Below are 21,384 nucleotides of genomic sequence, written 5' to 3' on the forward strand. Positions count from 1 at the left end.
ATCCTGCGCCCCGCCCGGAATAGCCAAAAAAATGCAGCCCTCGGGCTGCATTCTTGACGCCAGACGTGGACGTTTTACACGACCGGCTTGCTTTCCCAGTTGTCGCGCAGACCTACGGTGCGGTTAAACACCAGATGATCGGCACGGGAATACGTGCTGTCGGCGCAGAAATAGCCTTCGCGCTCGAACTGCTTGCTGACACCCGCCTCTGCATCCGCCAGACTTGGCTCGACATAGCCGTTGGCAATCACCAGCGATTCAGGGTTGATGGTGGTCAGGAAATCATCTGCCTGTGCCGGGTTTGCCACGCTGAAAAGACGATCATACAGGCGGAACTCGGCAGGCTTGCCTTCAGTTGCGGAAACCCAGTGGATCACGCCTTTTACCTTGCGGCCATCGGCTGGATCCCTGGAAAGCGTCTCGACATCGTAGCTGCAGAAGATGGTCGTCACATTGCCTTCGGCATCTTTCTCGATACGCTCGGCCTTGATGACATACGCGTTGCGCAGGCGAACTTCCTTGCCCAGCACCAGACGTTTGTACTGCTTGTTGGCTTCTTCGCGGAAATCGGCCTGATCGATAAAGATTTCAGCGGTGAACGGCACGTCACGCGATCCCATCTCCGGCTTGCTCGGATGGTTAGGCATGGAAACGTACTGCACGGCATCGCCGCTAAAGTTTTCGATGATCACTTTAACCGGATTGATAACCGCCATTGCACGCGGCGCGTTCTCGTTGAGATCGTCACGGATGCAGGATTCCAGCGCGGCCATCTCGACATTGTTGTCCTGCTTGGTCACGCCGATACGACGGCAGAATTCGCGAATGGAGGCTGCCGTGTAACCCCGGCGGCGCAGGCCTGAAACCGTTGGCATGCGCGGGTCGTCCCACCCTTCCACAATCTTCTCGGTCACCAGCAGGTTCAGCTTGCGCTTGGACATGATGGCATACTCGAGATTCAGACGAGAGAACTCGTACTGACGTGGATGACATGGAATAGTGATGTTATCCAGCACCCAGTCATACAGACGACGGTTGTCCTGGAACTCCAGCGTACACAGCGAGTGGGTAATTCCTTCCAGCGCATCGGAAATGCAGTGGGTGAAATCGTACATCGGGTAGATGCACCACTTGGTGCCGGTCTGGTGGTGATCGGCAAACTTGATGCGATACAGCACAGGATCGCGCATGACGAAGAATGGCGACGCCATGTCGATTTTCGCGCGCAGGCACGCCGTGCCCTCGGCGAATTCACCGTTGCGCATTTTCTCGAACAGCGCGAGGTTCTCTTCGACCGTGCGGTCGCGGTACGGGCTGTTTTTACCCGGCGCGGTCAGGTTGCCGCGGTATTCGCGGATCTGATCCGGCGACAGTTCGTCGACGTAGGCCAGGCCTTTCTGAATAAGTTCTACCGCGTAGTGGTGCAGCTGGTCGAAGTAGTCGGAGGAGTAATGCACCTCGCCGCTCCACTCGAAGCCAAGCCACTGCACGTCTTTCTTGATGGACTCGACGAACTCGATGTCTTCTTTTACCGGGTTAGTGTCGTCAAAGCGCAGGTTGCATTGACCCTGGTAGTCTTGTGCGATGCCAAAGTTCAGGCAGATCGATTTTGCGTGGCCAATGTGCAGATAACCATTTGGCTCAGGCGGAAAGCGGGTCACGACAGACGCGTGTTTTCCCGATGACAGATCTTCATCGATAATCTGACGGATAAAATTTGTTGGGCGGGCTTCAGCCTCACTCATTGTTCAATTCCTCTACGCGAACGAAAGCTCGAAAGACTAACCGCATATGTTCATACAAGCTTCGCTCCGAAACAACCCTTAAGTGCCAAAATTGAATTTTATAATGAAAAACGGGAAGAGTTTGCACCCTTCCCGTCAGACTTTCTTAAGCTTCGCGGTTTATTTGGCCTTGATTTCCAGCAACGCCGTTTCACCCGCCACCACCTTCTCGCCGGCCAGCAGCGCAAGCCCCGAGAAGTCTTCCATATTGCTTATCACCACCGGGCTTATCATCGAACGCGCATTGGCGTTGAGATAATCCAGATCCAGCTCGAGCACGGGTTCGCCTGCTCGCACCGTGGTGCCCTCTTCGACCAGACGGGTAAAGCCCTGACCGTTTAATGCCACCGTATCCAGACCGATGTGCACGACGACTTCGGCACCGGCGTCGGTTTCGAGGCAGAACGCATGGTTGGTGTTGAAGATTTTCACAATCACGCCGTTTGCAGGCGAAACCACGGTCTTGCCCGTCGGACGGATAGCCAGCCCTTCGCCGACCGCACCGCTGGCAAAGGCTTCGTCAGGCACTTGATCCAGCGCCACAATGTCGCCGGTAACAGGTGAAATCAGAGTTTCCAGAACCGCCTTCGGCGTATTGGGCACGGCCTGTACCTTGACGTCGGCAGCAGGTGCGGAGGTGGCAGGCATGGAGCTCGCGGCAACAGCGCCGCCGGTCAGCACATTGCGCATCGCACCGGCAATGATTTCGGCACGGGTGCCGACAATGACCTGCACACTTTGCTTGTTGAGGCGGATAACGCCGGAAGCGCCCAGACGTTTGGCCAGCGAATCATTGACAAGCGATGCGTCTTTAACGTTGAGGCGTAGACGGGTGATGCAGGCATCGATGCCTGTCAGGTTGTCCGAACCGCCAATCGCGCCGATATACTGGCGAGCCAGCGCGGCGGTTTCATCGGCCTTGCTGCCGCCCGTGCGCTCGATGTTGACGTCGTAACCGTCCGATTCGTCACCGGCAACCGCAAGCTCGCGACCCGGCGTCAGCAGATTGAATTTCTTGATGGTGAAACGGAACACCACATAGTAGAGAGCAAAGAACACGATACCCTGCGGGATAAGCATGTACCAATGCGTCGCGAGCGGGTTACGCGAGGACAGCACCATATCCACCAGCCCTGCGCTGAAGCCGAAACCGGCAATCCAGTGCATGCTTGCCGCAATAAAGACCGACACACCGGTCAGCAGCGCGTGAATGACATACAGCACCGGCGCGACGAACATAAAGGAGAATTCCAGCGGTTCTGTGATGCCGGTAAAGAAGGAGGCAAAGGCCGCCGCCAGCATGATGCCGCCTACCTTGGCGCGGTTTTCCGGACGCGCGCAGTGATAGATGGCAAGCGCCGCTCCCGGAAGACCAAACATCATGATCGGGAAGAAGCCTGCCTGATAACGGCCGGTGATACCGACGATGCCCTTGCCCGACGCGATGGATTCCTGACCGCCCAGGAAGTTTGGAATATCGTTGATGCCCGCCACGTCAAACCAGAACACGGAGTTGAGCGCGTGGTGCAGGCCGACCGGGATAAGCAGACGGTTGAAGAAGGCATAAATGCCCGCGCCGACCGAGCCAAGCTGTTGAATATGTTCACCAAAGTTGACCAGACCGTTGAAGATAAGCGGCCAGATATACATCATGACGAAGGCCACGGCTATCATCACGAAAGAGGTCAGAATAGGCACCAGTCGACGGCCGCTGAAGAAGGAGAGCGCCTTCGGCAGTTCGACGTGGCTAAAGCGGTTATACAGCTCTGCAGAAATGATACCGACAAGAATACCGACAAACTGGTTATTGATTTTGCCAAAGGCCGCAGGCACATCGGCCAGCGGGATTTTCTGGATCATTGAAACGGCGGCCGGCGAACAGAGCGTGGTCAGCACCAGGAAGCCCACGAAACCGGTCAGCGCGGCTGCGCCATCTTTGTCTTTGGACATGCCGTACGCGACACCAATCGCGAACAGTACCGCCATATTTTCAATAATGGCCGACCCTGACTTGATAAACAGGGCCGCCAGCGCGTTATCGCCGCCCCAGCCCACCGGATCTATCCAATACCCCACGCCCATCAATATTGCCGCTGCGGGTAGTGTGGCAACCGGCACCATTAAGGCGCGGCCAATCTTCTGCAAGTAGCTAAGTATACTCAACTTTTCCCCCTATTCGCCCTAAGACGAATCACCAAAACAGTTTAATTAGAATGTGTTGCTGCCTGTTGTAGAAACTGTACGAACTCTGCTTCGTTTAATCATACTGCGCAGTGTAAAAAAATTAATTCGTATCGCAAATTAAAACCCCTTGATTTGTGATTATTATCACCAAAAAAGCGCCTTAACAAGCCATAATGCTAGTCATCACCCAAAACTTATTTTATCATTAAAAAAATCTAGGCGGTCTGCTGCCGATCATCGACGTTAATGGTCCGGCTGTAAAGTCAAAGCGTCCATCGCCGCGAGCAAAATTCCTTGTCTGACGCCGTTGGCGCAGAATAAATACAGTATATTCGTTTACTAAAAATCAAGAGGTGTGTAATGAGACTTATCCCCCTGAATACTTCCGTTGAAGTCGGTAAATGGGCGGCGCGTCATATTGTTCAACGCATCAACGCTTTCAATCCTACAGCCGAGCGCCCTTTCGTTCTGGGTCTGCCTACCGGCGGTACACCGCTGGAAGCCTATAAACATCTGGTAGCTATGCATAAAGCAGGCCAAGTCAGCTTCGAAAACGTGGTAACCTTCAACATGGACGAATATGTGGGCTTGCCGCAGGAACATCCCGAGAGCTACCACACCTTCATGTACCGTAACTTTTTCGATCATGTTGATATCAAAAAGAAAATATCAACCTTCTGAACGGCAATGCCGCAGACGTCGATGAAGAATGTCGTCAATACGAAGCGAAAATTAAGTCTTACGGCAAAATTAACCTGTTTATGGGTGGCGTGGGCAACGACGGGCACATTGCCTTCAACGAACCGGCCTCTTCGCTTGCCTCGCGCACGCGCATCAAGACGTTGACGCATGACACCCGCATCGCCAACTCGCGGTTCTTTGACAACGATGTGTCACAGGTGCCGAAATTTGCCCTGACCGTGGGCGTAGGCACCCTGCTTGATGCCGAAGAAGTGATGATTCTGGTCACGGGCCACGCGAAGGCGCAGGCGCTGGAAGCCGCCGTGGAAGGCAATATCAATCACATGTGGACCATCAGCTGCCTGCAACTGCATGCAAAAGCGGTGGTGGTTTGTGACGAGCCCTCCACGATGGAATTAAAAGTCAAAACGGTTAAATACTTCCGCGAACTCGAAGCGGAAAATATGCAAGGTCTTTGAAATTAATTAAAGATTTCCCCGTGTCATCGGTGTTAACGCCTCTGTGATCGGGTAAATTGTTGAATTCAGTCGATTAAAGTTTTCCTGTGTCACTGGCGCGGTAACCCTGCGGCAACGACGCACCTTCGCAGGGATTGACACTCAGTCACTGCGAGGTTGCGCGACAAGCCAGCGCCGTTACCGCATCACGGATAAAGGGAAAAAGGGGGGAGATGTTTGCTTATGTGAAGGGCCGTATCTATACGGGTCACGATATTTTGGACGGTTACGCTGTCGTCATCGCCGAAGGTCTTATCGAGCGCGTGTGTCCGCTTGCAGAACTGCCGGCAGGCATTGAGACACGCAGTCTGGACGGCGCGATTCTGGCCCCCGGCTTTATCGATCTCCAGCTCAACGGCTGTGGCGGCGTGCAGTTCAACGATTCGCTCGAGGCCATTTCCGTCGAGACGCTGGAAATCATGCAGGCGGCCAACGAGAAATCGGGCTGTACCAGCTATTTGCCGACGCTGATTACCAGCAGCGACGAATTCATGAAGCACGGCATTGCCGTGATGCGCGACTACCTGAAAAAGTATCGCCATCAGGCGCTGGGCCTGCATCTTGAAGGTCCCTATCTGAGCCTCGAGAAAAAAGGCACGCATAATCCGGCGTTTATCCGCAAGCCCGATGCCGCGATGATCGATTATCTGTGTGCCAATGCCGATGTCATTACCAAAGTGACGCTGGCACCAGAGCAGGTCGAGGAGGCATTTATTCGCCAGTTGAGCGAAGCGGGCATCGTCGTTTCCGCTGGTCACTCCAACTCGAGCTATGAGCAGGCGCGCGAAGGTTTCGCCGCAGGGATTACGTTTGCGACCCATCTCTACAATGCCATGCCGCCAATTTCAGGGCGTCAGCCTGGCCTGATGGGCGCGATATTCGATACGCCGGAAGTCTACGCGGGGATCATCGCCGATGGACTGCACGTCGCATGGCCAAGCATTCGCAACGCCAAGAAACTCAAGGGCGATAAACTGGTGCTGGTGACTGACGCAACGGCCCCGGCCGGTGCCGACATTGATCAGTTCATTTTTGCCGGTAAAACAATATACTATCGTGATGGTCTTTGTGTTGACGAAAACGGCACGCTCAGCGGGTCTGCGCTGACGATGATTGAAGCCGTGCAGAACAGCGTCGAACACGCAGGTATCCCTCTCGACGAGGCGTTACGCATGGCGGCGCTCTATCCGGCTCGCGCCATCGGTGTCGACAAGACGCTCGGCAGCATCGAAGTCGGAAAAGTGGCTAACCTGACCGCGTTTACCCATGACTTCAAAATAACAAAAACGCTCGTCAACGGCGACGAGGTATAAACAGCAGAGAGAGAGTGATGAACACAGGCGGGCAGGCACAAATCGGTAACGTTGATCTTGTTAAGCAGTTGAATGGCGCAGCCGTTTATCGCCTGATTGACCAGCAGGGTCCCATCTCGCGGATCCAGATTGCCGAACTCAGTCAACTTGCCCCCGCCAGTGTCACCAAAATCTCGCGACAGCTGCTGGAACGCGGCCTGATTAAAGAAGTTGATCAGCAGGCTTCGACCGGCGGCCGTCGCGCTATTTCCATTGTGACCGAAACCCGCGCCTTTCAGACCGTTGCCGTTCGTCTTGGCCGCAACGATGCCACCCTCACGCTGTATGATCTCAGCGCCAAAGCGCTGTGCGAGCAACATTATCCTCTGCCCGAACGCACGCAGGAGACGCTGGAAAACGCCCTCGGACTCGCCATCACCCAGTTTATCGAGCTTAATCAACGCAAGATCCGCGAGCTTATCGCTATTTCGGTGATCCTGCCCGGTCTGGTCGATCCGGTGAAAGGCGTCGTGCGCTACATGCCGCACATCAGCGTGCACAACTGGCGACTGGTCGACGTGCTTGAAACAAAATTCAACGTCACCTGTTTTGTCGGCCACGATATCCGCAGTCTGGCGCTTGCCGAGCACTATTTCGGTGCAACTCGCGACTGTCAGGACTCCATTTTGGTTCGTTTGCACCGCGGTACGGGCGCAGGCATTCTGGTGAACGGGCAGATTTTTCTGGGCAGCAACGGCAATGTCGGTGAAATCGGCCATATTCAGGTGGATCCCCTGGGCGAGCGCTGTCATTGCGGCAACTTTGGCTGTCTCGAAACCATCGCTGCCAACGCCGCAATCGAGAATCGGGTGCGCAACCTGCTGACACAGGGCTATCCGAGCAGGCTGACGGTCGATGACTGCTCCATCGGCGCTATCTGCAAGGCCGCCAACAAGGGCGATCGCCTTGCCTGTGAAGTGATTGACTACGTAGGGCGTCATCTTGGCAAAAGCATCGCCATTGCCATCAACCTGTTTAATCCGCAAAAAGTCGTGATTGCCGGTGAAATCACCGAAGCCGACAAAGTGCTGCTCCCTGCCCTGCAAAGCTGCATCAATGCGCAGGTGCTGAAAGATTTTCGCCGTAATCTGCCCATTGTGACCTCCGAGCTGAATCATCGTTCGGCAATCGGCGCGTTCGCGCTGGTAAAACGCGCCATGCTGAACGGCGTGCTGCTGCAACGTCTGCTGGAAAACTCGGCGCAATAATTTTGTTTTGCAGCCCTAGCCTCTTCAAGGATGGATCGGAAACCTATGACCATTAAAAATGTAATTTGCGATATCGACGGCGTATTGCTGCATGACAACATGCCCGTTCCGGCGCAGACCTGTTTCTGGCCCGCGTGCAGGAACAGAAAATGCCGCTGGTCATTCTCACCAACTACCCCTCCCAGACTGCGCAGGATCTCAGTAACCGCTTCGCCTCGGCGGGTCTGGACGTGCCCGAAAGCGCCTTCTTTACCTCGGCAATGGCGACGGCGGATTTTCTGAAACGTCAGGAAGGGAAAAAAGCCTATGTGATCGGCGAAGGTGCATTGATTCACGAGCTGTATAACGCCGGTTTTACTATCACTGATATCAATCCCGATTTTGTCATCGTCGGCGAGACGCGCTCCTATAACTGGGACATGATGCATAAGGCTGCCTACTTCGTGGCACATGGCGCCCGTTTTATTGCCACCAATCCCGACTATCACGGCCACGGCTTTGTGCCGGCCTGCGGTGCGCTTTGTGCGCCCATCGAGAAGATTACCGGGCGTAAACCCTTTGTGGTCGGCAAGCCAAGCCCGTGGATTATCCGCTCCGCGTTAAACAAGATGCAGGCGCACTCGGAAGATACCGTGATTGTGGGCGACAATCTGCGCACCGATATTCTGGCGGGTTTTCAGGCCGGACTCGAAACCATTCTGGTGCTGACGGGCGTCTCGACGTTGAACGATGTTGAAAATATGCCGTTCCGCCCGACGTGGATTTATCCTTCCGTCGCCGATATCGATGTGATTTAGGGCCAAAGGTCATTTTTTTGAGGATTCCTCAATTTTAACCCTATAAAACTGACAATCCGCTAAGAAATGGAGAGGGTCAACCAACTATTTTTCAGATAATCACTAAATTGCTTGCAAAGGTTCGCGCTTTTACGCATTTTCAATATCAGAGACGCGGCGCCGTTGGCCTGAAAGCAGGAATTCGACCGCGCTGCTCAACCAAACCTGGTTATGAATAACAACATTACCGCCTGAGAAAAGCCGTTAGGGAGAGTTATATGTGTTCTATATTTGGTGTGCTCGATATCAAGACCGACTCCGTCGAGCTGCGCAAGAAGGCGCTGGAACTGTCACGCTTGATGCGTCACCGTGGTCCGGACTGGTCTGGCGTCTTTGCCAGCGACAAAGCCATTCTTTGTCATGAGCGTCTGTCGATTGTCGACGTCAACAACGGCGCACAGCCTCTGTACAACGAAGCACATACTCACGTTTCTGGCGGTTAACGGCGAAATCTACAACCATCAGGCCCTGCGCGCTTCCCTGGGCGATCGCTACACTTTCCAGACTGAATCCGACTGTGAAGTGATCCTCGCGCTGTACCAGGAAAAAGGCCCGGCGTTCCTCGACGAACTGTACGGCATGTTTGCCTTTATCCTTTATGACACCGAAAAAGACGCCTACCTGATTGGCCGCGACCATATGGGCATTATCCCGCTGTACATGGGCCATGACGAAAACGGCAACCTGTATGTGGCGTCCGAAATGAAATCTCTGGTGCCGGTCTGCCGTTCCATCAAAGAGTTCCCGGCGGGCAGCTATCTGTGGAGCAAAGACGGTCAGATTGTCGAGTATTATCAGCGCGACTGGTTCGATTTCAACAACGTCAAAGACAACGTTACTGACAAGGCCGAGCTGAAAGACGCGCTGGAAGAGTCGGTGAAAACGCACCTGATGTCTGACGTGCCTTATGGCGTGCTGCTGTCCGGCGGTCTGGATTCTTCCATTATCTCCGCAATTACCAAGAAGTTTGCCGGTCGTCGTATTGAAGACAAAGATCAGAGCGAAGCCTGGTGGCCGCAGCTGCACTCCTTTGCGGTCGGTCTGGAAGGGTCTCCCGACTTGAAGGCGGCGCAGCAGGTTGCCGACCATCTTGGCACCGTGCACCATGAAATCCATTTCACCGTGCAGGAAGGCCTCGACGCCATCCGTGACGTTATCTATCACATCGAAACCTACGACGTGACCACCATTCGCGCGTCAACGCCGATGTACCTGATGTCTCGCAAGATCAAGGCGATGGGCATCAAGATGGTGCTGTCGGGCGAAGGTGCCGATGAAGTGTTCGGCGGTTACCTGTACTTCCATAAAGCGCCTAACGAGCAGGAATTCCACGAAGAAACCGTGCGTAAACTGCTGGCACTGCATATGTATGACTGCGCGCGCGCCAACAAGGCGATGTCGGCGTGGGGCGTTGAAGCGCGTGTTCCGGTTCTGGACAAAAAATTCCTCGACGTGGCAATGCGCATCAACCCGAAAGACAAAATGTGCGGTAACGGCAAAATGGAAAAACACATTCTGCGCGAGTGCTTCGAGTCCTATCTGCCGCACAGCGTGGCGTGGCGTCAGAAAGAGCAGTTCTCCGACGGCGTGGGCTACAGCTGGATTGACACACTGAAAGAAGTGGCAGCGGAGCAGGTGACCGACCAACAGCTCGAAACCGCGCATTTCCGTTTCCCGTACAACACCCCGACGTCCAAGGAAGGGTATTTGTACCGCACGATTTTCGAAGAGCTGTTCCCGGTGCCGAGCGCGGCCGAATGTGTGCCTGGCGGCCCGACTGTCGCCTGTTCCTCGGCGAAAGCCGTCGAGTGGGACGAGTCCTTCAAAAACATGAACGATCCGTCCGGTCGTGCGGTGGGCGTCCACGCTTCAGCCTATACGCCAGTTGCCTGATAAATGACGCGTTACACAAATCACGGGCCGCTTTCGGCCCGTTTTTTTATGCATAAATCACTTGAAAATATTATCTTTTGTAGAATTTATCGCCATAGTGGTTATAACCCAGACAAACGCACGCCTTCTGCAATTTTTTGGCAAAAAACTTGTTGACGCAAAACGGTCATATACGCATAATGCGCCCCGCAACGCCGATGAAGGTTGAGCAGAAAGAAGACGGCTACGTAGCTCAGTTGGTTAGAGCACATCACTCATAATGATGGGGTCACAGGTTCGAATCCCGTCGTAGCCACCATTCTTTTTCTGTTTGCGGGAGTGGCGAAATTGGTAGACGCACTAGATTTAGGTTCTAGCGCCGCAAGGTGTGCGAGTTCAAGTCTCGCCTCCCGCACCATTTCATCGCAGCTTGCACGGATGGGGTATCGCCAAGCGGTAAGGCACCGGTTTTTGATACCGGCATTCCCTGGTTCGAATCCAGGTACCCCAGCCATTTTTTTCATTGATGGCGTCGAAGGATGTGTCAGTGAAAATGTCAGTCATGTAAGAAGAGTCTACTCCGACCTTTAGGTCAGCTGAGTACGCAGGTGGGGTATCGCCAAGCGGTAAGGCACCGGTTTTTGATACCGGCATTCCCTGGTTCGAATCCAGGTACCCCAGCCACTTCACATGATTAAGCGTTTGAATTCTTTGTATAATGAGAACGAAAACAGCTTGCAATAACGATGTATATAGTTAAGTATTGGCTACGTAGCTCAGTTGGTTAGAGCACATCACTCATAATGATGGGGTCACAGGTTCGAATCCCGTCGTAGCCACCATTTTAATTGCATGGTTATTGAATTAAGATGTCAGTGCGTTAAGATTTACCCGTAGTAAACACTTTTGGGGTGTCGCCAAGCGGTAAGGCTCTGGTTTCTGATACCAGCATACCCAGGTTCGAATCCTGGCACCCCAGCCACATTTAGAAAAGCTCGCTTCGGCGGGCTTTTTGCTTTTCTGCCTCCGGCGAAATGATTCCCTCCCGACACATCCCGGAAAACAACCTGAAAAAAGGCAGTAAAGCCTGCGCCCTACTGCCTCTCGCTGTGCATTGCGGATTATCCAGATTGTCAGACTACAGACCCAATGCATACTCCAGCGCTTTCGATTTCAGCTTGCCTGCACGTTGAGCGGCCATCAGCGCCAGATTGCGAATGATTCTGACAGGCGGCAGGCTATTGCTGAAAGCGGTGTAGAACAGGTCCATGCCACTTTGCATCATCAGATTGTCCACCCGACGACGGCGCTGATAACGCAACAGCACCTGTTCGCTGCTCCAGTCTTCGCCTTTCTCGCGCGCCTGCGCTACCACGTCAAGCAGCGCCTCGACATCGCGATACCCCAGATTCACGCCCTGTCCCGCCAGCGGATTAATGGTATGAGCCGCATCCCCGACCAGCACCAGTCCCGGCGAGACATAGCGCTGCGCATGGCGGCGTACCAGCGGGAAGGACCCCGAAGACAGCGCCGTAACCTTGCCGAGCCGCGCAGGAAACGCCTGCGTGATCTCCTGCGTCAACTGCGTCATGTTCAGCGTCTGCAACTGGCGAATGCGCTGCGGGCTGTCATACCACACAAGCGAAGCATGATTGTCCCAAAGCGGAAGAAACGCGCGAGGACCCGACGGGAAAAACTGCTGCCAGGTCACATCGCTGTCTCTGAATTCTGTCTCGACATTGACCAGCATGCAGTGTTGACGATACTGCCAGCCGTCGATGCCAATTCCCGCCTGCTGGCGAACCTGCGAATTTGCGCCGTCGGCGGCCACCACCAGTTTTGCCTCGAGGCGTTCGCCGCCTGCAAGCTCCAGCGACCAGCCGTCATCGCCGTGCTTTTTGAGCTGCGACAGTTTGTCCGGGCAAAACAGCGTCAGGTTGTCGACCCCCTGCATCTCCTGCCACAGCGCCAGCTGCAATACGCGGTTTTCCAGCATGAAACCCAGCTCCGGCAACCCCAGCGACTGCGCATCGAACAGCACTTCCGAACCGGGCTGTTCCCAGGTTTCCAGGCGACGATAAGGCGTATGCCGCATCTGCGCGACATTTTTCCAGACGTCGAGTTTTTCGAGCAGGCGAACTGTGGCACAGCCGATGGCGGAAATCCGCAGGTCGATAGCCTCGTCGGCGGAATACGGCGCAGGGGCCGAGTTTTCGACCACTGCCACGTCAAATCCCTGGCGGGCAAATCCGAGCGCAGTCGCGGCACCGACCATGCCTCCGCCGACTACGACCACTTCAAAAGGTCTGCTTTGTCTATTTTCCACGACGGTATCCATCACTTTCGTTGTTGTTCGTTATTCAATGAGGTGCACACACTCAGTCTATTTTGCGAAGTGTACCGGATTTTTGTATCGGTATCAGGCGCAACAGGCGCTTGCGCACTAGCCACTCAGTTAATGTGGGATTACAATACGTCTCCTCGCGGGCTCTGTCCCGAGGTTAACGCCTGATGTTAACTATAGGGGCATTTTGTTTAACGCTATTTGAGTCATGGCATGTCGATGAAAAAAAACTGCATATTAAAACCTGGGGCTGTCAGATGAATGAGTACGATTCATCGAAAATGGCCGATTTGCTTAACAGCACACACGGTTTCGAACTGACGGAAAATGCCGAAGAGGCCGACGTGCTGCTGCTCAATACCTGTTCCATTCGGGAAAAGGCGCAAGAGAAAGTGTTCCACCAGCTTGGTCGCTGGAAGTTACTCAAACGCGCTAACCCCGATATCATCATCGGCGTCGGCGGTTGTGTGGCGTCGCAGGAAGGCAAGCTTATCCGCCAGCGCGCGCACTATGTCGATATCGTGTTTGGTCCCCAGACACTGCACCGCCTGCCGGAAATGATCAATCACGTGCGCGGCAGCAAGAGCCCTATCGTTGACGTCAGTTTCCCCGAAATCGAAAAATTCGACCGCCTGCCTGAACCGCGCGCCGACGGCCCGACCGCTTTTGTGTCCATCATGGAAGGCTGCAACAAGTATTGCAGCTTCTGTGTGGTGCCCTACACGCGCGGCGAAGAGGTGAGCCGCCCGAGCGATGACGTCCTGTTTGAAGTGGCGCAGCTTGCCGCACAGGGCGTTCGCGAGGTGAATCTGCTGGGTCAAAACGTAAATGCCTACCGCGGGCCCGGTTTCGACGGCGAAATCTGCACCTTTGCCGAGCTGCTGCGTCTGGTCGCCAGCATTGACGGCATCGACCGTATTCGCTTCACCACCAGCCACCCTATCGAATTCACCGATGACATCATCGAGGTCTATAAAGATACGCCGGAGCTGGTGAGCTTCCTGCATTTGCCGATTCAGAGCGGATCCGACCGCGTACTGACCATGATGAAACGGGCGCATACGGCGCTGGAATACAAATCGACCCTGCGTAAAATCGCCAAAGCGCGTCCGGGCATTACCTTTAGCTCCGACTTTATCGTTGGCTTCCCCGGTGAAACCGAAGAAGATTTCGAGCAGACGATGAAACTGATTGCCGACGTCAACATGGATGTCAGCTTCAGCTTTATTTATTCGGCGCGTCCGGGCACACCGGCGGCAGACATGGTCGACGACGTCGGCGAAGACGAGAAAAAACAGCGCCTGTACCGCTTGCAGGACCGCATTACACAGCAGGCAATGCGCATCAGCCGCGGCATGATTGGCACCGTACAGCGCATTCTGGTTGAAGGCACCTCGCGCAAGGACATCATGGAGTTGACCGGCCGCACCGAAAACAACCGCGTGGTGAACTTTGAAGGCACCCCCGACATGATTGGCAAGTTCGTTGATGTCGAGATTGTCGATGTCCTGACCAACTCGCTGCGCGGCATTGTGGTGCGCACCGAAGCCCAGATGGATCTCCGCCTGCAGGAATCTCCGCAGCAAATCATTGCCCGCACCCGCAAGGAAAACGATCTCGGCGTTGGGCTTTATCAGCCATAACGACCGCTTTCGTCCCCTCTCTCAAAGGCGCTGCGGCGCCTTTTTGATTTAAAAAATGACCTGCGCCAGGGCAAGGCGGTCACGTAATCCTCCCCTTCTCCGGTGAAAGAGGGCAAGTAGGGTTTAAATTTACGAGACAGGCCGCATATTTATTACAGGGGCACATACCTGCAAGGAATATTCTGCCAAGGGCATGTATGATTACCTCTATATCAGGACGTCATCGAAACACACTTCAACAGGTCCAGAGTGGCCCAGAGGAATAGTTTGAACGTTGTAACACAAGAGATTTTGCTGGAGCCCGAAGACAATCAGCGTTTGCTGAGTCTTTGCGGGCCGTTTGATGACAACATCAAACAACTGGAGCGCCGGTTGGGCATCGAGATCAATCGTCGTGATAACGCCTTTAAACTGGTGGGCAAGGCCCTGAATGTCGAGGCTGCCGCAAACATCCTGCGCGACCTGTATGTCGATACCGCCCCGCTGCGTGGCGAAACGCAGGAAATCGACCCTGAAAAAATCCATCTGGCGGTCAAAGAGAGCCGGGTGCTCGAGCAATCGGCCGAAAGCGTGCCCGATTACGGCAAAGCGGTCATCATCAAGACCAAGCGCGGGATGATCAAACCCCGCACGCCCAATCAGGCGCAGTACATCGCCAACGTGCTCGACCACGATATCACGTTCGGCATCGGCCCTGCCGGTACCGGCAAGACCTATCTGGCCGTGGCAGCGGCCGTTGACGCCCTCGAGCGTCAGGAAGTGCGTCGTATTCTGCTGACGCGCCCTGCAGTCGAGGCAGGCGAGAAGCTTGGCTTCCTGCCGGGCGATCTAAGTCAGAAGGTAGACCCGTATTTACGTCCGCTGTATGACGCGCTGTTTGAAATGCTCGGCTTCGAAAAAGTCGAGAAACTGATTGAGCGCAACGTGATTGAAGTCGCTCCGCTGGCCTACATGCGCGGCCGCACACTCAACGACGCCTTTATCATTCTCGACGAGAGCCAGAATACCTCCATCGAGCAGATGAAAATGTTCCTGACGCGTATCGGCTTCAACTCCAAGGCCGTGATTACCGGCGACGTGACGCAAATCGACTTGCCGCGTCACCAGAAGTCCGGACTGCGTCACGCAATTGAAGTGCTGTCGGGCGTTGAAGAGCTGAGTTTCAACTTCTTCCACAGCGAAGACGTCGTGCGCCACCCCGTGGTTGCCCGCATTGTCGTCGCCTATGAAGCCTGGGAAGAAGAAGACCAGAAGCGCCGCGACGAAACCGCCAGACAGCGTAAGCAAGATTCACAGCAGTATGCTGTCCAACCCACCCCTGAACAGAGCAATACATGAGTCATCAGGTTATTCTAGATTTACAGATTGCCAGCGAAAGCAGCGAAGGCTTGCCGGCAGAAAGCGACTTCCAGCAGTGGCTGGAAGCCGTTCTTCCCCAGTTTCAGGAAGAGTCGGAAGTCACCATCCGCATCGTCGACGAAGCGGAAAGCCAGGAGTTGAACCTGACTTACCGTGGCAAGGACAAATCCACCAATGTGCTATCATTCCCGTTCGAAGCACCGCCGGGTATGGAGCTGCCGCTGCTTGGCGATTTGGTGATTTGCCGCCAGGTTGTCGAAAAGGAAGCGCTGGAGCAAAACAAGGCGCTAAATGCGCATTGGGCACATATGGTTGTTCACGGCAGTCTGCATCTGCTAGGGTATGATCATATCGTCGAGGAAGAAGCCGAAGAAATGGAAGCCATCGAGATTGAAATCATGCAATCTCTCGGCCATCCAGACCCGTATTTGCTGCAGGACGAGTAGCATGGCTCGACGAAAGGTAGTAAACACTATTTAATGTACACCCTGTTTTATCCAGACAGTGTGAAGCCGTTCCCTGTCATAACGTTACCGCCACGCCGTAACGTTATGATGTTTTTCCCTAATATGAGAATCTACAACCCAACGCCATGAGCGATGACCATCCACAAAACAGCGACAGCCCCAGTCCCAAGAAGGGCTTCTTCTCCCTTATGCTCAGCCAGCTTTTTCACGGTGAACCTAAAAACCGTGGCGATCTGCTGGAGCTCATTCGTGATTCCGAACAAAACGATCTGATCGATCCCGATACCCGTGACATGCTGGAAGGCGTGATGGATATCGCCGAGCAGCGCGTGCGCGATATCATGATCCCTCGTTCACAAATGATTACCCTCAAGCGCAATCAGCCTATCGAAGAGTGCCTCGACGTCATTATCGAGTCGGCCCACTCGCGCTTTCCGATAATCAGCGAGGATAAGGACCATATCGAAGGCATTCTGATGGCAAAAGATCTGCTGCCTTTCATGCGTTCGGAGTCAGAGCCCTTCAGCATCGACAAAGTGCTGAGACCCGTTGTGGTTGTTCCCGAAAGCAAGCGCGTTGACCGCATGCTGAAAGAATTTCGCTCGCAGCGTTACCACATGGCGATTGTGGTTGACGAATTCGGCGGTGTTTCCGGTCTGGTCACCATCGAAGATATTCTCGAGCTTATCGTTGGCGAAATTGAAGACGAGTACGATGACGAAGAAGATCTCGACATCCGCCAGCTAAGCCGCCATACCTATACCGTTCGTGCGCTGGCCCCTATCGAAGACTTCAACGAAGTGTTTGAAACCAGCTTCAGCGATGAAGAGGTCGACACCATCGGCGGTCTGGTCATGCAGTCCTTTGGGCATCTCCCTGCCCGCGGTGAAACTATCGAAATCGACGGTTACTCATTCAAAGTTGCCATGGCCGATAGTCGCCGTATCATTCAGGTTCACGTAAAAATCCCGGACGACGCGCCGCAACCGAAACTGGAAGATTAATTTTTCATGGCATCAACATTTTTCTACGCCGTAGATTGGGCAGTACAGCAAGACAGCAATGGAACGCATTCCCGGCCACTGATATCAAGCAGTCAACGGGGTAAAAGAGCGCAGTTAACGACGCTACGGTGTGAAAAATGACGAAACTGTTTGCAAGCCAGCGGGTGAGAAGCCTGCTGGCCGTGCTTTTTGGTGCCTGCGGTACCCTGTCCTTCTCACCTTATGATTTCTGGCCGGCGGCCATCGTGTCGTTGGCCGGCCTGCTGGCGCTGACCCTTGAACGTCGTCCCGCCCAGTCTGCCCTGCTTGGTTTCTTGTGGGGATTAGGGCTGTTCGGCAGCGGCGTAAACTGGGTTTACGTCAGTATCGCTACTTTCGGCGGCATGCCGGGCTTCGTCAATATCTTCCTGGTCGCCCTGCTCGCCGTTTATCTTTCGCTATACACCATGCTGTTTGGCGGTCTGCTGGCCAGACTCTGGCCAAAGACCAGCTGGTGGCGACTTGCGTTGGCGGCCCCGGCTCTGTGGCAGATAACAGAATTTCTGCGCGGCTGGGTACTGACCGGTTTCCCATGGCTGCAATTCGGCTACAGCCAGATCAACGGCCCGCTGAAAGGCCTTGCGCCGATTGGCGGCGTCGAGAGCATTACGTTTGTCATGATGTCGCTAAGCGGCCTGCTGGTGTACGGCCTGATAAAACACAAAGCCGTGCCGGTCGTGATTGCGCTGGCCATGCTGCTGTTGCCGTGGCCGCTGCGTCAGGTGCACTGGTTTACCCCGCAGCCCGACAAGGCGATCGATGTGGCGATGGTGCAGGGCAATATTCCGCAGTCAATGAAGTGGGATCCCAAGGCGCTGATTTCCACCCTGCAAACCTATCTGGACGAAACACGCCCCTATCTCGGCAAGGCCAAACTGATTATCTGGCCGGAGTCTGCCATTCCCGATATCGAAGTCGAGCAGCAACAGTTCTGACCATGATGGACGACCTGACGCGCTCGCATCACAGTAACCTCATCACCGGCATTGTTGACTACAAGCGCACGGAGAACGGCACCAAAACCTATAACAGCGTCATTGCGCTGGGTGAGCCGGAGCCGTATCGCTATCCTGATCCGAACCGGTACAACAAGTATCACCTGGTCCCTTTCGGTGAGTTTGTGCCGATGGAAACCCTGCTGCGTCCGCTTGCGCCGTTCTTTGACCTGCCGATGTCGTCGTTTAGCCGCGGTGACTATATTCAGGCACCGCTGCATGTGGCCGGACTTAATCTGACTACCGCCATCTGCTACGAAATTGTCGAAGGCGAACAGGTCCGCGAGAATTTCCATCCTGATACCAATCTGCTGCTGACCGTATCCAACGATGCCTGGTTCGGACATTCGATTGGTCCGTGGCAGCATTTCCAGATGGCCCGTATGCGCGCCGTCGAACTGGGTCGTCCGCTTCTGCGCAGTACCAATAACGGCGTCACAGCGGCGGTCGATGCCGAGGGCAATGTGATTGCCGAGATCCCGCAGTTCACCCGTCAGGTGCTGGCGGTGAAGGTTACGCCGACTCAGGGCATCACGCCTTATGCAAGAATGGGCGCATGGCCGGTGTGGATCCTCACCGTGCTCTGTGCCGCCGCTGCGATGATATTGAGTCGCCGCAAACGGTAATTCTCCGGCAGGCAGTAGCACCCTGTGTCACTGCCTGCTTTCAGTGCAACCCGCCTATTCCCCCGCCTTTTCGACGCTGCCCGTGCGCCACATGCCCGCTCGTTTCCCGCTTTGATTCCTCTGCCTTACCCTCACGCGCCGAACATAAATAGCGCTTATCGGTTCAGATGGCATGCATCTTGCTACATCTTGTTGAAAGATATCTTGTTTATAAATGTATTTTCGATAGTTGCATCGTTTTGACACATTTTGAGTACTAAGTGGTCACCCTTTAGGTGCAAGCCACGCCATTTGCTTTAATTTGGTGCGCGCTCAGTCTCAAAAAAGAAACATAATGATTTCACATTGTTCACATTACGCTATCTTCTCCAACGAAGGTCGCAACATACAATGTTCATTGAAGTGTGTTCATACGCAGTGCCGCGAGCTGATACAAGATTATTAACCGCCGGATTCATCTTTGATCCTTTACGAAGGATCCTCACAAGCAAAGGAGTTGGACCATGCAATTGCGCAAACTGGTGTTGTCGGTACTGTTGGCAAGTGTTGCCGCAAGTAGCCTTGCTCATGCCGAAGAACTGACGGGTACGCTGAAAAAATCAAAGACAATGGCGTGATCGTGGTCGGCCACCGTGAATCCTCCGTACCATTCTCTTATTACAACAATGAACAGAAGCCCGTGGGTTACTCACAGGACTTCTCCAACGCCATTGTCGATGCCATCAAGAAAAAGCTGAACGCCCCTGATTTGCAGGTAAAAATGCTGCCAATCACCTCTCAGAACCGTATTCCGCTGCTGCAAAACGGCACCTATGATTTTGAGTGCGGCTCCACCACCAATAACGTCGAACGTCAGCAGCAGGCGGCCTTCTCCGACACAATCTTCGTGATTGGCACCCGTTTGCTGGTCAAGAAAGGCTCGCCGATTAAAGATTTTGCCGATCTCAAAGGCAAGACCGTGGTGGTGACCTCGGGCACCACGTCCGAAGTCCTGCTGCACAAGCTGAACGACGAGAAGAAGCTGGAGATGAAAATCATCAGCACCAAAGATCACGGCGACTCCTTCCGTACGCTGGAAACCGGTCGTGCTGCGGCCTTTATGATGGATGATGCCCTGCTGGCCGGTGAACGCGCCAAAGCCAAAAAGCCTGACGACTGGGTGATTCTGGGTACTCCGCAGTCCAAGGAAGCTTATGGCTGCATGCTGCGTAAAGACGACGCCGACTTCAAGAAACTGGTCGATGACACCGTCGCGCAGGCCGAGACTTCGGGTCAGGCCACCAAGTGGTTTGAAACCTGGTTCAAAAAGCCTATCCCGCCAAAAAATCTGAACATGAACTTTGAACTGTCCGACGACATGAAAGCACTGTTCAAAGCGCCTAACGATAAGGCGCTGTAAGGTAACAACAATATCCTGAAGCACAGCGCTCAAGCCGCTACGGCGTCAAATGCAACGGTGAATACCCAGGCAGTTGGCGGTGTAGCAAGGCGGCAAGCGAGCGAATTCCGATGAGCTGACACCGGTCAGTGATTCGGGTGAGCAAACGCCGCCAACGCCGCTACGGCGTCAAATGTGCAGGGTATTTTGTGATGAAGTCCTGACAGGGCTGCAGGAACTGCGAAAGCAGATTGAATGCGGGGTGGTCGTTCCCCACCCCGCCATTCTTTATAGCGCCACAGGCTCCGCCGTGTTCGTCATCACTCATAAAGTCATCCAAGAGGTTTTTCTATGTCTTCAGGCTGGAATTGGGGCATTTTTCTCGAGCAGGCTCCCTTTGGTAACACGACTTACCTGGGCTGGATCTGGTCGGGTTTCCAGGTTACCGTCGCGCTGTCGCTTTGTGCCTGGGTTATCGCGTTTTTCATCGGCTCGATTTTCGGTATTTTGCGCACCGTTCCCAATCGTTTCCTTTCCGCGCTCGGCACCTGTTACGTGGAGTTGTTCCGTAACGTTCCGCTGATCGTGCAATTCTTTATCTGGTATCTGGTGGTGCCTGAACTGCTGCCCGAAAATATCGGCATGTGGTTCAAGCAGGAACTGGATCCCAACGTGCAGTTCTTTGTTTCATCCATGGTCTGTCTTGGCCTGTTTACCGCCGCCCGTGTGTGCGAGCAGGTTCGCGCCGCGATCCAGTCGCTGCCACGCGGCCAGCAGGCGGCAGGTTTGGCGATGGGACTGACGCTGCCCCAGACCTATCGCTACGTGCTGCTGCCAAACGCCTATCGCGTGATTGTGCCGCCGCTGACGTCGGAAATGCTTAACCTGGTCAAGAACTCGGCCATCGCGTCGACCATCGGTCTGGTGGATATGGCCGCGCAGGCCGGCAAGTTGCTGGATTACTCGGCGCATGCCTACGAGTCTTTTGCCGCCATTACGCTGGCCTATGTCCTCATCAACGCGGTCATTATGCTGATCATGCAGCAGGTCGAACGCAAGATCCGCCTGCCGGGCAATATGGGGAGTAAATAATC

The 21,384-nt window shown here is 54.4% G+C and carries 10 protein-coding genes, 6 tRNA genes and 5 pseudogenes; 18 read left to right on the plus strand and 3 right to left on the minus strand.

Features of this window, described 5'->3' with window-relative positions:
- Positions 1–74: 74 nt before the first annotated feature.
- The gene (gene glnS, locus O1V66_RS12285) at positions 75–1,745 is read right to left on the minus strand and encodes a glutamine--tRNA ligase (protein WP_045046173.1); all 1,671 of its coding nucleotides are present in this window, start codon (positions 1,743–1,745) and stop codon (positions 75–77) included.
- A gap of 159 nt (positions 1,746–1,904) precedes the next feature.
- Complete coding sequence (nagE, locus tag O1V66_RS12290) at positions 1,905–3,947, minus strand: N-acetylglucosamine-specific PTS transporter subunit IIBC (protein WP_045046172.1); 2,043 nt, start codon at positions 3,945–3,947, stop codon at positions 1,905–1,907.
- 381 nt (positions 3,948–4,328) lie between these two features.
- Between nagE and nagB the strand changes: the two are divergent.
- The 11 genes and pseudogenes from nagB (at position 4,329) to O1V66_RS12345 (ending at position 11,417) form a co-directional block, all read left to right on the plus strand.
- Positions 4,329–5,128, plus strand: a pseudogene (gene nagB / locus O1V66_RS12295) (glucosamine-6-phosphate deaminase).
- Between the two features lie 212 nt (positions 5,129–5,340).
- Complete coding sequence (gene nagA / locus O1V66_RS12300) at positions 5,341–6,480, plus strand: N-acetylglucosamine-6-phosphate deacetylase (RefSeq protein ID WP_045046170.1); 1,140 nt, start codon at positions 5,341–5,343, stop codon at positions 6,478–6,480.
- Between the two features lie 17 nt (positions 6,481–6,497).
- Positions 6,498–7,727 (plus strand): DNA-binding transcriptional regulator NagC, encoded by a 1,230-nt coding sequence (nagC, locus tag O1V66_RS12305; protein ID WP_045046169.1) that lies wholly within the window; start codon positions 6,498–6,500, stop codon positions 7,725–7,727.
- Positions 7,728–7,772: 45 nt separating this feature from the next.
- Positions 7,773–8,524 (plus strand): annotated as a pseudogene (locus O1V66_RS12310) (HAD-IIA family hydrolase).
- Between the two features lie 257 nt (positions 8,525–8,781).
- A pseudogene (gene asnB, locus O1V66_RS12315) lies at positions 8,782–10,456 on the plus strand (asparagine synthase B).
- A 221-nt stretch (positions 10,457–10,677) separates the two neighbouring features.
- Positions 10,678–10,754, plus strand: a tRNA-Met gene (locus O1V66_RS12320).
- Between the two features lie 14 nt (positions 10,755–10,768).
- A tRNA-Leu gene (locus O1V66_RS12325) sits at positions 10,769–10,853 on the plus strand.
- A gap of 21 nt (positions 10,854–10,874) precedes the next feature.
- Positions 10,875–10,949, plus strand: a tRNA-Gln gene (locus O1V66_RS12330).
- 95 nt (positions 10,950–11,044) lie between these two features.
- A tRNA-Gln gene (locus O1V66_RS12335) sits at positions 11,045–11,119 on the plus strand.
- An 81-nt stretch (positions 11,120–11,200) separates the two neighbouring features.
- Positions 11,201–11,277 (plus strand) — tRNA-Met (locus tag O1V66_RS12340).
- A 65-nt stretch (positions 11,278–11,342) separates the two neighbouring features.
- Positions 11,343–11,417: transfer RNA gene (locus O1V66_RS12345), tRNA-Gln, on the plus strand.
- 156 nt (positions 11,418–11,573) lie between these two features.
- On the opposite strand, the gene ubiF is transcribed toward O1V66_RS12345, so the two are convergent.
- A complete protein-coding gene (ubiF, locus tag O1V66_RS12350) occupies positions 11,574–12,773 on the minus strand; it encodes a 3-demethoxyubiquinol 3-hydroxylase (protein WP_045046166.1) in 1,200 nt (399 codons plus the stop codon).
- Positions 12,774–12,946: 173 nt separating this feature from the next.
- Here ubiF and miaB point away from each other — a divergent pair, with 173 nt between their 5' ends.
- The 7 genes and pseudogenes from miaB to O1V66_RS12385 all read left to right on the plus strand — a co-directional run bounded on the left by miaB (position 12,947) and on the right by O1V66_RS12385 (position 21,382).
- On the plus strand, positions 12,947–14,422 hold the full coding sequence (gene miaB / locus O1V66_RS12355) for a tRNA (N6-isopentenyl adenosine(37)-C2)-methylthiotransferase MiaB (protein ID WP_269127579.1): 1,476 nt from the start codon (positions 12,947–12,949) through the stop codon (positions 14,420–14,422).
- 249 nt (positions 14,423–14,671) lie between these two features.
- Positions 14,672–15,760, plus strand: coding sequence for a PhoH family protein (locus O1V66_RS12360; RefSeq protein ID WP_152623558.1), 1,089 nt, complete (start codon positions 14,672–14,674; stop codon positions 15,758–15,760).
- The gene (gene ybeY, locus O1V66_RS12365) at positions 15,757–16,227 is read left to right on the plus strand and encodes an rRNA maturation RNase YbeY (protein WP_045046163.1); all 471 of its coding nucleotides are present in this window, start codon (positions 15,757–15,759) and stop codon (positions 16,225–16,227) included. The genes O1V66_RS12360 and ybeY overlap by 4 nt, the downstream gene beginning before the upstream one ends.
- A gap of 146 nt (positions 16,228–16,373) precedes the next feature.
- Entirely contained in the window at positions 16,374–17,252 is an 879-nt protein-coding gene (corC, locus tag O1V66_RS12370) for a CNNM family magnesium/cobalt transport protein CorC (RefSeq protein WP_045046162.1), read from the plus strand.
- 137 nt (positions 17,253–17,389) lie between these two features.
- Positions 17,390–18,912, plus strand: a pseudogene (gene lnt / locus O1V66_RS12375) (apolipoprotein N-acyltransferase).
- Positions 18,913–19,415: 503 nt separating this feature from the next.
- Positions 19,416–20,311 (plus strand): annotated as a pseudogene (locus tag O1V66_RS12380) (glutamate/aspartate ABC transporter substrate-binding protein).
- Between the two features lie 330 nt (positions 20,312–20,641).
- Positions 20,642–21,382: an amino acid ABC transporter permease gene (locus tag O1V66_RS12385; RefSeq protein WP_045046159.1), complete on the plus strand. Its 741-nt coding sequence runs from the start codon at positions 20,642–20,644 to the stop codon at positions 21,380–21,382.
- The last annotated feature ends 2 nt before the right edge of the window (positions 21,383–21,384 follow it).

Origin of the sequence: Rouxiella chamberiensis (assembly GCF_026967475.1) — a bacterium.
Lineage (GTDB): Bacteria > Pseudomonadota > Gammaproteobacteria > Enterobacterales > Enterobacteriaceae > Rouxiella > Rouxiella chamberiensis.

What these genes read in the sequence shown, in the direction of transcription:
- nagC (WP_045046169.1), top strand. Translation starts at nt 6,498, where the DNA reads ATGAACACAGGCGGGCAGGCACAAATCGGTAACGTTGATCTTGTTAAG.
- corC (WP_045046162.1), top strand. Translation starts at nt 16,374, where the DNA reads ATGAGCGATGACCATCCACAAAACAGCGACAGCCCCAGTCCCAAGAAG.
- glnS (WP_045046173.1), bottom strand. Translation starts at nt 1,745, where the DNA reads ATGAGTGAGGCTGAAGCCCGCCCAACAAATTTTATCCGTCAGATTATC.
- O1V66_RS12385 (WP_045046159.1), top strand. Translation starts at nt 20,642, where the DNA reads ATGTCTTCAGGCTGGAATTGGGGCATTTTTCTCGAGCAGGCTCCCTTT.
- miaB (WP_269127579.1), top strand. Translation starts at nt 12,947, where the DNA reads ATGTTAACTATAGGGGCATTTTGTTTAACGCTATTTGAGTCATGGCAT.
- ybeY (WP_045046163.1), top strand. Translation starts at nt 15,757, where the DNA reads ATGAGTCATCAGGTTATTCTAGATTTACAGATTGCCAGCGAAAGCAGC.
- ubiF (WP_045046166.1), bottom strand. Translation starts at nt 12,773, where the DNA reads ATGGATACCGTCGTGGAAAATAGACAAAGCAGACCTTTTGAAGTGGTC.
- nagA (WP_045046170.1), top strand. Translation starts at nt 5,341, where the DNA reads ATGTTTGCTTATGTGAAGGGCCGTATCTATACGGGTCACGATATTTTG.